Origin of the sequence: Actinomadura nitritigenes, assembly GCF_017573545.1 — a bacterium.
Taxonomy (GTDB): Bacteria; Actinomycetota; Actinomycetes; order Streptosporangiales; family Streptosporangiaceae; genus Spirillospora; species Spirillospora nitritigenes.
This window is the reverse complement of the sequence record NZ_JAGEOK010000011.1, coordinates 52065-68430: the sequence shown is the minus strand read 5'-3', so window position 1 is coordinate 68430 and position 16366 is coordinate 52065. Positions and strand designations below refer to the sequence as shown.

Genomic DNA, 16366 nt, shown 5'->3' with positions numbered 1-16366 from the left:
GCTGCTCGCGCCGGAACGCGCTGCGGGCGCCCCGGCCAGGGGACCCGTACACCCAGGCGCGCGGTGTGCGGACTAGTTTCGCTCCCCGGTGGTCGTCTCCACCTTGACTGCGCCAGTCGCGTTCGCCCCATCATAGCGAGCCGCCTCCGGCTCCCGCCGGGTCCGGCGGTCCGGGCGGGTCCGCGCGGGAAGCGACACCACGACCAGCCCGCCGAGCAGCAGCACAGCCCCGGCCGCGACGCGCCCCGACATCCGCTCCCCCAGGACCGCCACGGCCAGCACGGCCGCCACCAGCGGCTCCGCGAGGCTCAGCGTCCCGGCCGTCGCGGCGCTCACCCGGTTCAGGCCGGTGACGAAGAACATGTAGGCGGCGGCGGTCGCGGCGACGCCGAGCCACGCCACCAGGGCCGCCGACCGCGGCGCGGCGAGCGCGGGCAGGTCCGCGAGCGTCCAGGGCAGCAGCACCGACCCGCCGGCCAGCAGCGTCACCGACACCGCCGCCGCCATCCCCGTGGCGCCGCCGCCCGGCCCGCTCCGGCCGGTCAGGACCTTCGCCGACACCGTGTAGACGCCGAAGCACGTCCCGGCGACCAGGCTGAGCCCGACGCCGAGCAGGTCGACGCGGGCGTCGGGGCCCGGCGCCGTCAGCAGCGCGACGCCGCCGATCGCGCAGGCCGTCCCCGCCCACCAGCGCCCGCCGAGCCGCGTCCGGAGCACCAGCCGCTCGCACAGCCCCGTCGAGACGGGCGCGAGCCCGAACACCACGGCGGTCGCGACCGCGGCGCCCGTCCGGCCGACCGCGCTGAAGAACGACGCCTGGAAGACCCCGGTGGCGGCGGACGCGGCGGCCACCGGCGGCCACGTGCGCCGTGACAGCGTCCGGAACGCCCGCGGATCGGCCGCGAGCACCAGCGCGGCGAGGATCACCCCGCCGGAGAGGATCCGCGCGCCGCCGACCGCGACCGGGTTCGCGGCGGAGCCCGCCAGCACCTGCGCCGGGCCCACCGTCCCCCACAGGACTCCGGCGGCCAGCACCAGCAGCACGGCGGACGGGTTGTTTCGTCGGTCCATGCCTCCGAAGCTAGGCAGGCATGCGGTTGTCGGCGTGCTCAACCGTCATACGTTCGGATCTGAGGCCATGACCCGCCGGTTCTTCGCTTTCGAAGCGGCCAACGCGGTCTCAGGCGTACGGCATTCGCCCGATCCGGCCGTCGGCCACCGGAAGTTCGCCCTGCTCCTTCGGCTGGACGTAGTCGTACACCACGAGGGTGCGGACGTCCACGAACTCCTTGCGGCGGGCGAGCCGGTCGAGCACGAAGTCCCGCAGGTACGTCGTGCTGGGCACCGCCACGTGGACGAACAGGTCCTCGTTGCCCGTCACGACGAAGACGCCCACGGCCTCGGGCATCGCGGCCATGCTGTCGCGCGCCGACTCGATCGCCTCGCGCGACTGCGGACGGATCCGGATCGAGATCAGCGCCTGCACGCCGCGGCCGAGCCCCTCGAAGTCGACCGCCGCGTGGAAGCCGGTGATGACCCCGCGCGAGCGCAGCGCACGCGTCCGCTCCAGCGCCGTGGACGGAGCGATGCCGACCGCCTCGGCCAGTTCCCTGTTGGTCTGCCGCCCGTCCCGCTGCAACCGCCGCAGGATCGCCTGGTCGACCGCGTCCATGGGACTCCCCTCCCGAACTCGCCGCCGCGTCCCGAACTCCCGCGCGGAAGATGCGCCGCGGCGCGCTGACATCCGAAGAATATTCGGCGTTGCCCGCCGGGCTCCAGCGCGGGACGGGAGGGACCGGTGATTTCGCCGATGCCTCCGGTCCGGCCGGGCGCCGACAATTGGCGGCCCACAGCGGGCGGCACGGGCAGCCCCACGGGGAGTCGAGGTCATCGTGAGCGGGGCGCATCGGGAAACGGGACGGCGCGCGCGGCGGCGGACCCGGCGCGCGCGCCGGGCCGTGGCGGTCGTGTGCATGGCGATCGCGGCGGTGCTCGGCACGTCGGTGTACGCGCTCTCGGCGATCACGGCGTGCTCCGGCGGTGTGACGACCGTCGACGCGGCCGTCGCGCCGGAGCTGGCGCCGGCCGTCTCGGCCGCCGCCGGCGCCTTCAACGGCGCGGACCACCGGGCGCGCGGGAAGTGCGTCCGGGTCACCGTGCGGGCGGCGGGTCCGGCGGGCGTGGCGGCGCTGCTGTCCGGGCAGATCCCCGCCGGCGCGGGCGTGCGCCGCCCGGACGTGTGGGTGCCCGACTCCTCGCTGTGGCTGCGGATGCTCGCGCGGCCGCCGCGCGCGGTGGGCGGCCCGCTGGCGCGCTCACCGCTGGTCGCCGCCGTCCCGCGCTCGCGGGCCTCCGGGACGCCCGGCACCTGGAAGGGCCTGCTGGACGCGGCGGAGCCCGACGAGCGGCGCTCCCGGGCCGTCCGGCTCACCCTGGCCGACCCGTCCCGCACCGGGGCCGGGATCGCGTCCCTGCTGATCGCACGGGAACGCGAGGGGGACGCCTCGTTCGCGGCGTTCGCGCGGTCGGTGCGCGAGAGCACCGCACCGGACGTCGCCGGCGAGTTCGGCGCGCTCGCCGGGACCGCGGCGCGTCCGGCGCCCGTCCTGGCCGTCCCCGAGCAGGCGGTGTGGGAGCACAACCGGAAGGACCCCGCCGCCGCCGTCCAGGCCGTCTACCCGCAGGACGGAACCCTGTCCCTGGACTATCCGTTCACGATCATCGACGACCGGCCCGGCACGCGGCTGTTCGAGCGCGCGCTGCGCGGCGGGGAGGCCCTCGGCCGCTTCCGGGCGGCGGGCTTCCGCGATCCCGCCGGGCGCGCGCCGGGCGCCTTCGCCCGGACGGCCGGCCTGGCCGCCTCCCCGCCCGCCGTCCTCGCCGAACCCGGCCCCGCCCTGGTCCGGCGGACGGCGCAGGAGTGGGCCCGGCTGACGCTGGGCTCCCGGATGCTCTCGGTGATCGACGTCTCGGGGTCGATGGCGCTGCCGGTGCCCGGGTCCCGGCTGACGCGGCTCCAGGCGATCGCGCAGGCGTCCCAGGAGGGGCTCGCCCTGCAGCCCGACGACACCGACCTCGGCCAGTGGATCTTCTCCACCCGGCTGGACGGCGACCGCGACTGGCGGCAGACCGTCCCCATGGGCCCGCTCGGCGGGCGGATCGGGTCGGTCACGCGGCGCCGGCGCATCCTCAGCGCGCTGGCGGGGCTGCGCCCGAAGCCGGACGGCGCGACCGGCCTGTACGACACGGTCCTCGACGCCGTCCGGTACATGCGGCGCACCTACCGGCCGGAGATGGTCAACACGGTGCTGGTGTTCACCGACGGCCGCGACGAGGACCCCGGCGGGCCGACCCTGGACCGCACCGTCGCCGCGCTGCGCGCCGGGCGCGACGAGACCCGCCCGGTGCAGATCATCGTGATCGGCTTCGGCCCCGACGTCGACACCGCCGAGCTGCGGCGGCTCGCCGACGCCACCGGCGGCAGCGTCTACACCGCCCGCGCCCCGCAGGACATCCTGCGGATCTTCGGCGAGGCCACCGCGCGGCGGCTCTGCGCCCCGGCCTGCTGAGGGCGCCCCGTCCCGCTGAGGGCCGTCCAGGCCCCGTCCGGCCGCCGCGTGGAAAGACCACGGCCCGGCCCCCTCGCCGGGGACCGGGCCATGGCTCGATGCGATGCGGGCGGAGGGTCAGCTCCGGCCGGCGGCCTCCAGGGCCCTCTTCACCGCGGCGCGCTTCTCGCGCAGCTTGGCGAGCGCCTCCTCGAGGATGGCCTCGCCGTCCTCGTCGCTGCGCCGCTCCTTCACGTACGCCAGATGCGTCTTGTAGGGCTCGGTCTTCGGCGGCGCCGGCGGGTTCTCCGCGTCCTGCCCGGCCGGGAACCCGCAGCGCGGGCAGTCCCACGTCTCCGGGACCGCGACGTCCGTCGCGAAGCTGGGGCGGGTCTCGTGCCGGTTGGCGCAGTAGAAGGTCACCCAGACGCGGGGGGCGGCGTCGCCGCGCTCCGCCTCTCCCATTGGACCGGCCCCGACGCGGCTGCCCCGAATCGCGTTGCCACTACCCACGGACTACTCCTCGCTTTGTGTGCCGCCGCCGCCAGGGGACCTCCGAGGACGGCGCGGCGCTCGAACGTGTTGGACGGGGCGGCTCAGCCGACGCCCTTGTGCTTGAACAGCAGCCCGAGCACGATGATCGAGGCGAACCAGACCACCCCGACGCCGATCGTCAGCCGGTCCAGGTTGCGCTCCACCACCGACGAGCCGCCGAGCGACGACGAGATGCCGCCGCCGAACATGTCGGACAGTCCCCCGCCCTTGCCCTTGTGCATCAGGACGAGGACCACCATCAGCAGGCTCGTGACGATGAGCACGATGGACGTTGCGATGATCACAGTTCTTCAGCGCCTTCTCTGGCCGGCCCCGCGGTGCGGGGCCTCGTCTGTAGGGACGGAGGATCGAGCCGGGCGGTTTACCCGTCAGCTACGAAGGGTACGACGAACTACCGGCTGGTTCGGCAAGAACCCCCATGTCACGCGGAATTGATCAGTTTTGATCAGGCCGGGAGATCCCGGTACCGGCAGATCTTGACGAACTCGCCCGGGTCCAGGCTGGCACCACCGACCAACGCGCCGTCCACGTCGGCCTGCGCCATCAGCCTGGCGATGTTGTCGCCCTTCACCGAGCCGCCGTACAGGATACGCACCTGGTCGGCCACTCCGCCGTCGTACAGCTCGGCGAGCCGGGTGCGGATCGCCCCGCAGACCTCCTGCGCGTCCTGCGGCGTGGCGACCTCGCCGGTGCCGATCGCCCAGACCGGCTCGTAGGCGATCACCGTGCGGCGGACCTGCTCGGCGGGGATCTTCTCCAGCGCGCCGTCCAGCTGCGTCATGCAGTGCGCGACGTGCTCGCCGGCCCGCCGGACGTGCAGGCCCTCGCCGATGCAGACGATCGGGCTCATGTCCGCGCCGAGGACCGCCTTGGCCTTGGCGTTGACGAGCGCGTCGTCCTCGGCGTGGTACTCGCGCCGCTCGGAGTGCCCCACGATCACGTAGGAGCAGCCCAGCTTCGCCAGCATCGACGCCGCGATCTCGCCGGTGTAGGCGCCCGAGGCGTGCTGCGAGACGTCCTGGGCGCCGTACTGGATGGCGTAGTTGTCGGCCGCGATCACCGTCTGCACCGTGCGCAGGTCGGTGAACGGCGGGCACACGACGACGTCGACGGCCTCGAAGTCGGGCTCCTTCAGCGCGAACGCCATCTTCTGGACGAGCAGCAGCGCGTCCAGGTGGTTCTTGTTCATCTTCCAGTTGCCCGCCATCAGCGGCTTGCGGGCGGGGGTCGCGGCGGCCATCGGTCAGTCCTCCAGTGCCTGCAGGCCGGGCAGCGTCTTGCCCTCGAGGTATTCGAGGCTGGCGCCGCCGCCGGTCGAGATGTGCGAGAAGGCGGCCTCGTCGAAGCCGAGCTGCCGGACGGCCGCGGCGGAGTCCCCGCCGCCGACGACGGTGAACGCGCCCGAGTCGATCAGGCCCTGCGCGACGGCGCGGGTGCCGTTCGCGTAGGGCTCCATCTCGAAGACGCCCATCGGGCCGTTCCAGAACACCGTCTTCGCGCCGGCGAGGCGCGCGGCGAACAGCTTGCCGGACTCGGGGCCGATGTCGAGGCCGAGCCGGTCGGCGGGGATCGCGTCGGCGGCGACCACGTCGTGGTCGGCGTCCGCGGCGAACGCGGTCGCGGCGACGACGTCCACCGGCAGCACGAACTCGACGCCGGTCTCCTCGGCCCGCCGCAGGTACTCGCGGACGGTGTCCAGCTGGTCCTCTTCGAGGAGGCTCTTGCCGACCTCGTGGCCCTGCGCCTTGAGGAAGGTGAAGACCATGCCGCCGCCGATCAGGATGCGGTCGGCCTTGCCGAGCAGGTTGTCGATCACGCCGAGCTTGTCGGAGACCTTGGAGCCGCCGAGGACCACCGCGTAGGGCCGCTCGACCCGCTCGGTGAGCTTCTCCAGCACCGAGACCTCGGTGGCGATCAGGTCGCCGGCGGCGTGCGGGAGCCGCTTCGGCACGTCGTAGACGCTCGCGTGCTTGCGGTGCACGGCACCGAACCCGTCGCCGACGTAGACGTCGGCGTGGGCGGCCAGCTTGTCGGCGAACGCGCCGCGCTCGGCGTCGTCCTTGCTGGTCTCGCCCGGCTCGAAGCGCAGGTTCTCCAGCAGCGCCACGTCGCCGTCGCCGAGCCCGCCGACCGCGGCGTGCGCGGACGCGCCGACCACGTCGTCGGCGAACACCACGCGGACGCCGAGCAGCTCGCCGAGCCGGCCCGCGACGGGCGCGAGCGAGAACTCGGGCTTGACCTCGCCCTTCGGGCGGCCGAGGTGGGCGCAGACGATGACCTTGGCGCCCTTGGCCATCAGCGTCTCGATCGTGGGCAGGCTGGCCCGGATCCGCCCGTCGTCGGTGATCCTGCCGTCCTGCAGCGGGACGTTCAGATCCGCGCGGACCAGCACCTTCCGGCCGGCGACGTCCAGATCGTCAATGGTGCGCATCGGGATGCGGTGTCCTTCCGGATACGGCCCCGCCGTGGCCGCGCGCACGGCGCGGCCACGGCGGGAACGGGACTCTCGTCTCGGTCAGAGCTGCGAGCCGACGAGCTTGACGAGGTCGACGAGGCGGTTGGAGTAGCCCCACTCGTTGTCGTACCAGCCGACGACCTTGACCTGGTCGCCGATGACCTTGGTCAGCCCGGAGTCGAAGATGCAGGACGACGGGTCGGTCACGATGTCGCTGGAGACGATCGGGTCCTCGGTGTAGGTGAGGTAGCCCTTCAGCGGGCCCTCCTCGGCGGCCTTCCGGAACGCCTCGTTGACCTCCTCGGCGCTGACCTCGCGGGACAGGGTCGCGGTGAGGTCCGTGGCCGAGCCGGTCGGCACCGGCACGCGCAGCGCGTAGCCGTCCAGCTTTCCGTTCAGCTCCGGCAGCACCAGGCCGATGGCCTTGGCGGCGCCGGTGGAGGTCGGCACCACGTTCAGCGCGGCGGCACGGGCGCGGCGCAGGTCCTTGTGCGGCGCGTCCTGCAGGTTCTGGTCCTGGGTGTAGGCGTGGATCGTCGTCATCAGGCCCTTCTCGATGACGAAGTTGTCGTGCAGCACCTTCGCCAGCGGGGCCAGGCAGTTGGTGGTGCAGGACGCGTTGGAGATCACGGTGTGGTTCGCCGGGTCGTACTTGTCCTCGTTGACGCCCAGCACGACGGTGAGGTCCTCGTTCTTGGCCGGAGCCGAGATGATGACCTTCTTGGCGCCGTTGTCGGCGTGCACCTTGGCCTTGGTGGCGTCGGTGAAGAAGCCGGTGGACTCCACCACGATGTCGGCGCCGACGTCACTCCACTTGAGGTTCGCGGGGTCGCGCTCCTCGAAGGCCTTGATCGCCTTGCCGCCGACGACGATCTCGTCCGCGGTGGCGCGCACGTCCTCGGGGAAGCGGCCGAGGATGCTGTCGTACTTGAGCAGCTGGGCGAGCGTGGCGTTGTCGGTCAGGTCGTTGACCGCCACGATCTCGATGTCGGCTCCGCTCGCCTTGACGGCGCGGTAGAAGTTGCGGCCGATCCGGCCGAACCCGTTGATGCCTACTCGGATGGTCACGGAACGGCTCTCCTCGTACGTCGTGTCGCCCGGTGTCACCAGGCTGTCAACTGCGGTCTACCGGGGTCTTCCCCCGCTGTCGACCCTATCCAATGACCCGCGGGTAGCCCGACACCGGCGGCGGTGGATTTGCGGGTGACCCGCCCTCCCCCGTCCGGGGGACCGTCCGCCGGGCCGCCGCCGACCGGCCCGGCCGGGACGATCATCAGTAGACTCCCGCCATGCGGCGCGGGTGGTTCGTCCTTGTCATCGGTGGGCTGCTCGCCTGCTGCATCGCCGCACCGGCGTGGGCCGGGCCCGTCCGTCCGGCGAAACCGCCCGCGGTGCGGACGCGGATCGGCGCCATCACCGACGCGCTCAGGCGCGACCCCGTCTACGTCACCGACCAGGTGCCCCGGCTGCTGCCGCCCGGCACCGCCGGGAAGATCAAGGCGCTGGTCGGGAGGCTCGGCGTGCCCGTCTACGTCGTGGTGACGCTGCCCGCCCGGTACCGCGAGGACGACTCGCAGGCCCCGTCCGACCTGGAGGCGATGGTGCCCGTGCTCCACGACCGGCTCGGCAAGGACGGCGTCTACCTCGTCGTCGATCCCGGCGGCGGCCTCGGCGACGTGCAGCAGTTCGGCGGGACGCGCCGGATCGACGTCGAGCACGCCTACCAGGCCGCGACGTCGGAGCTGCCCTACGAGGCGGGCCTGCTGAGCGTCCTCGACCGGTTCGTGGAGATCGCCCTCTCCGGCCGGGCGAAGGAGCGCGCCCTCCATCCGTCGCCGAGGCCCGAGTCCGCGACGCGGCGGGAACTGGACGCCTACGACCGCGGCAACCACCGGGCCGCGGTCGAGAACGGCACCGCGTTCGGCGTCGGCGCCGGGCTCGGCGGGCTGATCGTCCTGGGCCTGCTGGTGGGGCGCCGGATACGGCGCGGCAGGCGGCCGGCGCTCGGCGGAGCACAGGGCCGGGGCGCACAGGTCCGCGGGAAGCGGCCCGCCGGGCGGGGAGGGAAGCGATGAGGCGCGGCGTCCTCGCCCTCACGGCGGCCGCCCTCGCGCTGTGGCCCGCCGCCGCGTCGGCGGCCCCGGACCCGCGCTACTCGGGCCACCGCCTCGACCGGGTCGCGGCCGCGCTGGCCAAGGACCCGCTCTTCGTCGACCCGGACGTGGACGTCGCGCTCGGCGCCGCCGACCGCGCCCGCGTCGGCACGGCGATCCGCGCCGCCGCCAAGCGGGTCGCGGTCCCGATCCTGGTCATCGTGGCCCCCAACCCGACCGAATCGGAGTCGCAGGGCAAGGACGACGCCTTCCTGTCCGCCCTGCACGGCGTCACGCACCGCGACGGCCTCTACCTGATGGTGGACGGCGACGGCTACATGCTCGGCCAGGGCTGGAACGTGCCGCGCGAGATCGACCTGGACATCGTGGCGCAGGACGACCTCCCCGACTACGAGCCGCCCGACATCCACCGGCCGTTCAGCGGCCTCGCCGACCGGCTGGTCAAGCGGGTGGACGCCTGGGCCGCCGCGCCCGCCGCGCCGCCCACCTCGTCGCCCGCGCTCCTCAGCCCCCCGGTGCCGTTCGGGCAGGAGGACCGCCATCCGCTGGTGCCCGACGACCCCACGGTGAAGGACCACTTCCTGCGGGGATTCTTCATCGTGGGCCCGCTGTCGGCGGTCGCGCTGTACTGGGCCGGGATCGGCTCGGCCGCAGCCGGCCGCCGCTGGTTCCGCCGCGGCGGGACCCGGGGTGCCGTCACGGGCCTGGCGGCGCAGGCCGAGGAGCATCCCGGCGCGCCGGCCAGGCCCTCGGACCGGTGGCTGCGGCGCACCGCGTCCGCCGAGCTGGACCGGCTGCGCGACCGGCTGCCCGACGCGTCCGGCAACCGGGGCCGCGCCTTCGCCCTGGCCGCGTTCGACGCCGCCCAGATCCTCTACGACGACGTCCACGACGACCCCGGCCACGCCCTCGACCTCGTCGGCGTGATCGTCCTGGCCCGGCAGGGGCGGCGCGCGCTCGCCGGGCAGATGACCGCCCCGCCGCCCCCGTGCTTCCTGAACCCCCTGCACGGCGACTCCACCCGCCGCAAGACCGTCCCGCTGCCCGGAGACCCCGCCGGCGGAAAGCCCCGCCGGCAGCCGCTGTGCGGGCCCTGCTCCGGCGCTTCCGGCAAGGAGATCGCCGACCGGGTCCTGCGCGTCCAGGGCCCGGACGGCCTCGCGCCGCACTACGCGGTCCCCGGGGTGTGGCGGGACGCGGCGTGGGGGTCCCGCGGAAACGACCTCGTCAAACGCGTGATGGAGTACCTCGGTGTCGAGTAAGCCCTCCCCCGGCGCGCGCATCGCCGCCGCGCTGCGCCGCTTCCCGATCTACGTCGACCCGTCGTACGCGTCGGCGCTGCCCGCCGCGGACCGGCGGCGCCTGGCGGCCCGGCTGAAGAAGATGCCGGTACCGACCTTCATCGTGCTGGTGCCGCTGGTCCAGGGCGGCACGTGGAACGACGACAAGCAGCTCGCGACCGTCGTGCACAGCCGCCTCGGACGCGACGGGATCTTCGTCACCTTCCACGAGTCCACCGACGAGCTGATGGGCCACGAGTGGGGCGGCGACCACGCCGCCGACGACGCCGCCTGGGCCGTGAACTGGGACGACTCGCTGGACGGCGCGTCCCTCGCGGCGCGGCTCACCCGCTTGACCGACCTGATCGCCTCCGGCACCGCGACGAAGGTCTACCAGCAGGAGTCCGCGGAGATCGACCGCAAGTACCAGGCGCACCTGAAGTCGTCCGCCCCGAGACCGGCGAAGGACGACGGCGGCGCCGGCCTCGCGCTGCCGCTCGCCGCGGGCGGTGCCGGCGTCGCGGTCGCCGCCGTCGCGGGCGTCCTGCTGTGGCGGCGCCGCCGCATGGCCGCCGTGCGACGCACCGCCGGCGAGGGCCTGCTGCTGCCGCGCACCGTGTTCGCCACCGCCGGCAAGGCGAGCGAGGACCAACTGCGCGAGCAGGCGTCCCGCGAGGTCATCGCCTTCGGCGAGCTGCTGGACGGCTCGACGGCCCCCGACGGCGAGCGCGCCGGGGCCCTCATGACCCGGGCCCTCGACGCCTACCAGGCCGCGGCGAAGACGCTCGACGGTGCCAAGGGCGTCCCGGACCTCGCCGGCGTGCTCGTCCTGCTCGACCAGGGCCGCGACGCCCTCGCCTCCGCCCGTGCGCTCTCCGAGGGCAAGGGCGAGGTGCCGCCGAGCCCGCTGTGCTTCTTCAACCCGCTGCACGGCGACGGACCCGACGAGGTCGACTGGCGGCCGCTCGGCTCCCGCCGCCGCCTCCACGTGCACGCCTGCCGCGCCTGCGCGCGCGCCGCCCGCGCCCGCGAGACCCCCGACATGCTCATGGACCGCCGCGACGGCCGGGACGTCCCCTACTTCGAGGCCGACCCGGCCCGCAGCGTCTGGGCCGAGACCGGCTACGGCCAGCTCCGCGACGACCTGATCCACCGCATCCTCAGAGGCGACCTCAACAAGAGGTGACACCTCCGCGAAAGACCCGGCTGAACACCCGTCCGAAAGACCGGACCCCAGCCACCGGCCACGGGCATGCACGCGGAGCGAGCCCTGGCGAGCGGAGCGGGCCTGCCCGCCGACGGATAAGGCTTTTCCCGCGGAGCGCCAGCGGAGCGGGAAAAGCCTTATCCGTCGTGACGGGGGTTCCAGGGGGTCGCCCCCCTGGGAATCACGGCGCCAGCATGTCGGCCGTGAGGTTGGCCTCGGTGCCGGGGATGCCCTGGTCGCCGGCGCGCTTGTCGGCCATGGCGAGCAGACGCCTTATACGGCCGGCGATGGCGTCCTTGGTGAGGGGCGGGTCGGCGAGCTGGCCGAGCTCCTCCAGGGAGGCCTGCTTGTGCTCCAGGCGGAGGCGGCCCGCGTTGACGAGGTGCTCGGGGGCGTCGTCGCCGAGGATCTCCAGGGCGCGGGCGACGCGGGCGCCCGCGGCCACGGCGGCGCGGGCGGAGCGGCGCAGGTTGGCGTCGTCGAAGTTGGCGAGCCGGTTGGCGGTGGCGCGGACCTCGCGGCGCATCCGGCGCTCCTCCCAGGCGAGCACGGCGCCGTGCGCGCCAAGCCGGGTGAGCAGCGCGCTGATCGCGTCGCCGTCGCGGACGACGACCCGGTCGACGCCACGGACCTCGCGGGCCTTGGCGTGGATCTTCAGGCGGCGGGCGGCGCCGACGAGGGCGAGCGCGGCCTCCGGGCCGGGGCAGGTCACCTCGAGGGACATGGAGCGGCCGGGCTCGGTGAGCGAGCCGTGCGCGAGGAACGCGCCGCGCCAGGCGGACTCGGCGTCGCAGGCGGCGCCGGCGACGACGTGCCGGGGCAGGCCGCGGACGGGGCGCCCGTTGTTGTCGATGAGGCCGGTCTGCCGGGCGAGCGACTCGCCGTCCCGGAACACCCGGACCACGTACCGGTTGCCCTTGCGCAGGCCGCTCGGGGCGAGCACGACGACCTCGGAGGTGTGCCCGAACACCTCGGAGATGTCCTTGATGAGGCGGCGCGCCGCCACGTTGGTGTCGATCTCCGCCTCGATCACGATGCGCCCGCTGACCAGGTGCAGACCCCCCGCGAAGCGCAGCAGCGTCGAGACCTCCGCCTTGCGGCAGCACGGCTTCATGACCGTGAGCCTGCTCAGCTCGTCCTTCACCACACCGGTCATCGCCATAGATGAACCCTCCCCCTATCGGACTTCCAGCAGTCTGGCCGATCGCGGCCCGCCGGGTCGTCAGTCACTGAATATCTGTACGAAGGCTTGGGCCAGGCGGGCGGGTTCATGACGCGGCGAGCCGTCGTCGGCGGCTACCTGGGACAGGACGAGGCGCCCGCCGAGCCGCCGGACGGCCTTGTCGAGCGCGTCGGTGTCGTCCACGACGCCTGCGTCGGCGAGGACGACGTCGACGCGCAGATCGGGGGCGTGCGCCTGAAGGACCTCCAGGTGCGTCTGGGGGGAGAAGTCGTCGGTCTCGCCGGGCTGCGGCGCGAGGTTCAGCGCGACGACGCGGCGGGCGCGGCTGGAGGTCAGCGCGCGGGCGAGCGCGGGGACCTTCAGGTGCGGCAGGACGCTGGTGAACCAGGACCCGGGGCCGAACACGATCCAGTCGGCGTCGTCGACGGCGGCGAGCGCCTCGGGGCAGGCGGGCGGGTCGGCGGGCACGAGGGAGACGCCGAGCACGGAGCCGGGCGTGCTGGCGCACGCGACCTGCCCCTTGACGTAGGTGATCTCGTCGGGGCGGGCGGGGTCGGCGCCGCGGACCTCGGCGACGATGTCCATCGGGACGGCGGCCATCGGCAGGACCCGGCCGTGCGCGCCGAGCAGCCGGCCGACCCAGTCGAGCCCTGCGACGGTGGAGCCGGGACCGGCCCCGCCCGGCGCGCCGCCCGGGGCGTCGCCGCCGAGCAGCTCCCACAGCGCGACGATCAGCAGGTTGCCGACGGCGTGCCCCTGCAGGTCGCCCTCGCTGCGGAACCGGTGCTGGACGACGTCCCGCCAGGTCTGGCCCCACTCGTCGTCGCCGCACAGCGCGGCGAGCGCCATCCGCAGGTCGCCGGGCGGCAGGACGCCCAGCTCGCGGCGGAGCCGGCCGCTGGAGCCGCCGTCGTCGGCGACGGTGACGACGGCGGTGAGCCGGTCGGTGACGCGCCGCAGCGCCGACAGCGAGGCGTACAGGCCGTGACCGCCGCCGAGCGCGACGACCTTCGGGCCGAGAGGCTTCAACGCGTTCGTTTCTCTCTCCGTCCGGGACCCGGCAGCGCCGCGGGTCTCATTCGCGGCCGAGGTCACGATGGGCGACCTGCACCTCGATGCCCTCGTCCCGCAGCCGGGCGGCGATCTGTTCCGCCATGGCAACACTACGGTGTTTGCCGCCGGTACATCCCACGGCGAGCGTGACGTAGTGCTTGCCCTCGCGCTCGTACCCGTCGGCGAGCAGCCGGAGCACCTCGGCGTAGGCGTCGAGGAACTCCTTGGCGCCGCGCTGGCCGAGCACGTAGTCGCGGACGGCGGCGTCCCGGCCGGTCTTCGGCCGCAGCTCGGGCACCCAGTGCGGGTTCGGCAGGAACCGGCAGTCGACGACGAGGTCGGCGTCGACGGGCAGCCCGTACTTGTAGCCGAACGACACGACGGTGGCGCGCAGGCTCGACTCGCCGGTGTCGTTGCCGAAGAATCCGATGATCTTGTTGCGCAGCTCGTGCACGTTCAGCCCGCTGGTGTCGATCACCAGGTCGGCCTCGGCGCGGACCTCCCGGACGAGCTCGCGCTCGCGGGCGATGCCGTCGACGAGGCGGCCGTCGCCCTGCAGCGGGTGCGGGCGGCGGACGCTCTCGAAGCGGCGCACGAGATCGGCGTCGCCGGCCTCCAGGAACACCACGCGGGGGTGGACGCCGCGCGCCTCCAGCTCGGCGATCGAGGAGTGCAGGTCGTCGGTGAACGCGCGGCTGCGCACGTCGACGACCACGGCGATGCGCGGCACCGCGTCCTTCACCCGGCCGCCGAGGTCGGCCATGGTGGCGAGCAGCCCCGGCGGCAGGTTGTCGACCACGTACCAGTCGAGGTCCTCCAGGGACTTGGCCGCGGTGCTGCGGCCCGCCCCCGACATCCCCGTGACGATGACGATGTCCGGAATCTTTGACTCGCTGGTCATGTCCGCTTCCCCCCGTGCTCCCCGTCGGCCTTCCGGCCCCCGCCGGCCCCGTTCCGCCCCTGGGCCGCGCCGTCCGCGGCGGCCCCGCGGTCTCCCCCCGCGTCGCCGCCTCCGGCGCCGCGCGCCGGGACGGACCCGCCGTGCAGCGCCGCGACGATGCCCTCCGCGCTCCGCGGCCCGATGCCGGGGACCTCGGCGACCTGCTCGGGCGTGGCCTCCTTCAGCCGCTTCACCGACCCGAAGTGCTTCAGCAGCGCGGCGCGCCGCGACGGGCCCAGACCCGGAACACTATCGAGTTCGCTCACCGTCATGGCCTTGGAACGCCGCTGCCGGTGGAAGGTGATCGCGAAGCGGTGCGCCTCGTCGCGGACCCGCTGGACCAGGAACATGCCCTCGCTGTTGCGCGGCAGGATCACCGGGTCGTCCTCGCCGGGCAGCCACAGCTCCTCCAGCCGCTTGGCGATGCCGCAGACGGCGATGTCGTCGACGCCGAGCTCGTCCAGCGCCCGCTGCGCCGCGGCGACCTGCGGCGGGCCGCCGTCGACGAGTACCAGCTGCGGCGGGTAGGCGAACTTGCGCGGCTTGCCGGTCTCCGGGTCGATCGGCTGGTGCGCGCCCTCCTCCGGATCGCCCAGCGTGTCCAGCTCGCCCATCTTCTCGCTCTCGGCGAGGTAGCGCCTGAACCGCCGGGTGATCACCTCGTGGATGGAGCGGACGTCGTCCTGCCCCTCGACCGCTTTGATCGTGAACCGGCGGTACTCGCTCTTGCGGGCCAGCCCGTCCTCGAACACGACCATGGACGCCACCACGTTGGTGCCCTGGAGGTTGGACACGTCGTAGCACTCGATCCGGAGCGGCGCCTCGTCCAGCTCCAGGGCCTCCTGGAGCTCCTGCAGCGCCCGGCTGCGGGTGGTGAGGTCGGACGCGCGGCGCGTCTTGTGCTGCTTGAGCGCCTCGTGGGCGTTGCGGGCGACCGTCTCCAGCAGGGTCTTCTTGTCGCCGCGCTGCGGGACCCGCAGGTGGACCGGCCCGCCGCGCTGCTCGGCCAGCAGCTCGGTCATCGCGTCAGCGTCCGGCGGCAGCGCCGGGACGAGGACCTCGCGGGGCACCGACTCGCTCTCCCCGTAGGTCTGGATCAGGAAGTTCTCGACGAGGTCGGCGGTGGTGACCTCCTCGACCTTGTCGACCACCCAGCCGCGCTGCCCGCGGATCCGCCCGCCGCGCACGTAGAAGACCTGGACGGCCGCCTCCAGCTCGTCCTCGGCGAAGGCGATCATGTCGCAGTCGGTGGTGTCGGCCAGCACGACCGCCTGCTTCTCCAGCGCCCGCTCCAGTGCGCGGATGTCGTCGCGGAGCCGGGCGGCGCGCTCGTACGCCTGCGACGCGGCGGCCTCGCGCATGTCGCGTTCGAGGCGCTTGATGAACCGGCCGGTGTTGCCGGCCATGAAGTCGCAGAAGTCCTCGGCGAGCAGGCGGTGCTCGTCCGGGGAGACGCGCCCGACGCACGGCGCCGAGCACTTGCCGATGTAGCCGAGCAGGCAGGGGCGGTCGAGCTGGTGCTGGCGCTTGAACACCCCGGCGCTGCACGTGCGGACGGGGAACACGCGCAGGAGCTGGTCGACCGTCTCCCGGATCGCCCACGCGTGGGAGTACGGCCCGAAGTAGCGCACGCCCTTCCGTTTGGCGCCCCGCATCACCATCACCCTCGGGAACTCCTCGTTGAGGGTGACCGCGAGATAGGGATAGGACTTGTCGTCGCGGTAACGGACGTTGAACCGGGGGTCGAACTCCTTGATCCAGGAGTATTCGAGCTGGAGGGCCTCGACCTCGGTGCCGACGACGGTCCAGTCGACCCGGGCCGCGGTCTGCACCATGGTCTGCGTGCGCGGGTGCAGCGCGGAGAAGTCGGCGAAGTAGGAGTTCAGCCGGGAGCGCAGGCTCTTGGCCTTGCCCACGTAGATGACCCGGCCGTGCTCATCGCGGAATCGGTACACCCCGGGAGATTCCGGAATGGAGCCCGGTGCGGGTCGGTAGGTCGCCGGATCTGCCACATCCTGAAGCCTAGTGGGC

14 protein-coding genes, 1 pseudogene and 1 riboswitch are annotated in these 16366 nt (G+C 73.7%); of the genes and pseudogenes, 4 read left to right on the top strand and 11 right to left on the bottom strand.

Annotated elements, in window-relative coordinates; genetic code table 11:
• Window positions 1-43 precede the first annotated feature (43 nt).
• Window positions 44-130, bottom strand: a riboswitch (ZMP/ZTP riboswitch).
• Between the two features lie 74 nt (window positions 131-204).
• Window positions 205-1071 (bottom strand): annotated as a pseudogene (locus tag J4557_RS52185) (DMT family transporter); the annotation flags it as partial.
• A gap of 109 nt (window positions 1072-1180) precedes the next feature.
• Window positions 1181-1672: an Lrp/AsnC family transcriptional regulator gene (locus J4557_RS18315; protein ID WP_208267932.1), complete on the bottom strand. Its 492-nt coding sequence runs from the start codon at window positions 1670-1672 to the stop codon at window positions 1181-1183.
• 220 nt (window positions 1673-1892) lie between these two features.
• Between J4557_RS18315 and J4557_RS18310 the strand changes: the two genes are divergently transcribed.
• The gene (locus J4557_RS18310; protein WP_208267931.1) at window positions 1893-3569 is read left to right on the top strand and encodes a substrate-binding and VWA domain-containing protein; all 1677 of its coding nucleotides are present in this window, start codon (window positions 1893-1895) and stop codon (window positions 3567-3569) included.
• Window positions 3570-3686: 117 nt separating this feature from the next.
• On the opposite strand, the gene J4557_RS18305 is transcribed toward J4557_RS18310, so the two are convergent.
• The 5 genes from J4557_RS18305 to gap form a co-directional block, all read right to left on the bottom strand.
• Window positions 3687-4061 (bottom strand): RNA polymerase-binding protein RbpA, encoded by a 375-nt coding sequence (locus J4557_RS18305; protein ID WP_190856304.1) that lies wholly within the window; start codon window positions 4059-4061, stop codon window positions 3687-3689.
• Window positions 4062-4144: 83 nt separating this feature from the next.
• Window positions 4145-4387, bottom strand: coding sequence for a preprotein translocase subunit SecG (secG, locus tag J4557_RS18300; RefSeq protein ID WP_173093730.1), 243 nt, complete (start codon window positions 4385-4387; stop codon window positions 4145-4147).
• Between the two features lie 161 nt (window positions 4388-4548).
• A complete protein-coding gene (gene tpiA, locus J4557_RS18295) occupies window positions 4549-5343 on the bottom strand; it encodes a triose-phosphate isomerase (RefSeq protein WP_208267930.1) in 795 nt (264 codons plus the stop codon).
• 3 nt (window positions 5344-5346) lie between these two features.
• Window positions 5347-6534, bottom strand: coding sequence for a phosphoglycerate kinase (locus J4557_RS18290; RefSeq protein ID WP_243775973.1), 1188 nt, complete (start codon window positions 6532-6534; stop codon window positions 5347-5349).
• Between the two features lie 84 nt (window positions 6535-6618).
• The gene (gap, locus tag J4557_RS18285; protein WP_208267929.1) at window positions 6619-7626 is read right to left on the bottom strand and encodes a type I glyceraldehyde-3-phosphate dehydrogenase; all 1008 of its coding nucleotides are present in this window, start codon (window positions 7624-7626) and stop codon (window positions 6619-6621) included.
• Window positions 7627-7847: 221 nt separating this feature from the next.
• Here gap and J4557_RS18280 point away from each other — a divergent pair, with 221 nt between their 5' ends.
• The 3 genes from J4557_RS18280 to J4557_RS18270 are packed head-to-tail and all read left to right on the top strand — an operon-like array spanning window position 7848 to window position 11138.
• The gene (locus J4557_RS18280; RefSeq protein ID WP_208267928.1) at window positions 7848-8633 is read left to right on the top strand and encodes a hypothetical protein; all 786 of its coding nucleotides are present in this window, start codon (window positions 7848-7850) and stop codon (window positions 8631-8633) included.
• Window positions 8630-9934: a hypothetical protein gene (locus J4557_RS18275; protein ID WP_208267927.1), complete on the top strand. Its 1305-nt coding sequence runs from the start codon at window positions 8630-8632 to the stop codon at window positions 9932-9934. Before J4557_RS18280 ends, J4557_RS18275 begins: the two co-directional genes overlap by 4 nt.
• On the top strand, window positions 9924-11138 hold the full coding sequence (locus tag J4557_RS18270) for a hypothetical protein (RefSeq protein ID WP_208267926.1): 1215 nt from the start codon (window positions 9924-9926) through the stop codon (window positions 11136-11138). Before J4557_RS18275 ends, J4557_RS18270 begins: the two co-directional genes overlap by 11 nt.
• Before the next feature lie 202 nt (window positions 11139-11340).
• Here J4557_RS18270 and whiA read toward each other — a convergent pair whose 3' ends face one another.
• From whiA to uvrC, 4 genes are read right to left on the bottom strand one after another with little or no spacing between them, the layout of a single operon-like run.
• Entirely contained in the window at window positions 11341-12321 is a 981-nt protein-coding gene (whiA, locus tag J4557_RS18265) for a DNA-binding protein WhiA (RefSeq protein ID WP_151542670.1), read from the bottom strand.
• 60 nt (window positions 12322-12381) lie between these two features.
• Window positions 12382-13371, bottom strand: a complete 990-nt coding sequence (locus J4557_RS18260) for a gluconeogenesis factor YvcK family protein (RefSeq protein ID WP_208267925.1) — start codon at window positions 13369-13371, stop codon at window positions 12382-12384.
• Between the two features lie 46 nt (window positions 13372-13417).
• On the bottom strand, window positions 13418-14296 hold the full coding sequence (gene rapZ, locus J4557_RS18255) for an RNase adapter RapZ (protein WP_208267924.1): 879 nt from the start codon (window positions 14294-14296) through the stop codon (window positions 13418-13420).
• Entirely contained in the window at window positions 14293-16347 is a 2055-nt protein-coding gene (gene uvrC / locus J4557_RS18250) for an excinuclease ABC subunit UvrC (protein WP_307799954.1), read from the bottom strand. The genes rapZ and uvrC overlap by 4 nt, the downstream gene beginning before the upstream one ends.
• Window positions 16348-16366 lie beyond the last annotated feature (19 nt).

Excerpts from the sequence above, each read along its gene's own strand:
- tpiA (WP_208267930.1), bottom strand. The coding sequence starts at position 5,343 with ATGGCCGCCGCGACCCCCGCCCGCAAGCCGCTGATGGCGGGCAACTGG.
- rapZ (WP_208267924.1), bottom strand. The coding sequence starts at position 14,296 with ATGACCAGCGAGTCAAAGATTCCGGACATCGTCATCGTCACGGGGATG.
- whiA (WP_151542670.1), bottom strand. The coding sequence starts at position 12,321 with ATGGCGATGACCGGTGTGGTGAAGGACGAGCTGAGCAGGCTCACGGTC.
- J4557_RS18280 (WP_208267928.1), top strand. The coding sequence starts at position 7,848 with ATGCGGCGCGGGTGGTTCGTCCTTGTCATCGGTGGGCTGCTCGCCTGC.
- J4557_RS18315 (WP_208267932.1), bottom strand. The coding sequence starts at position 1,672 with ATGGACGCGGTCGACCAGGCGATCCTGCGGCGGTTGCAGCGGGACGGG.
- J4557_RS18275 (WP_208267927.1), top strand. The coding sequence starts at position 8,630 with ATGAGGCGCGGCGTCCTCGCCCTCACGGCGGCCGCCCTCGCGCTGTGG.
- J4557_RS18290 (WP_243775973.1), bottom strand. The coding sequence starts at position 6,534 with ATGCGCACCATTGACGATCTGGACGTCGCCGGCCGGAAGGTGCTGGTC.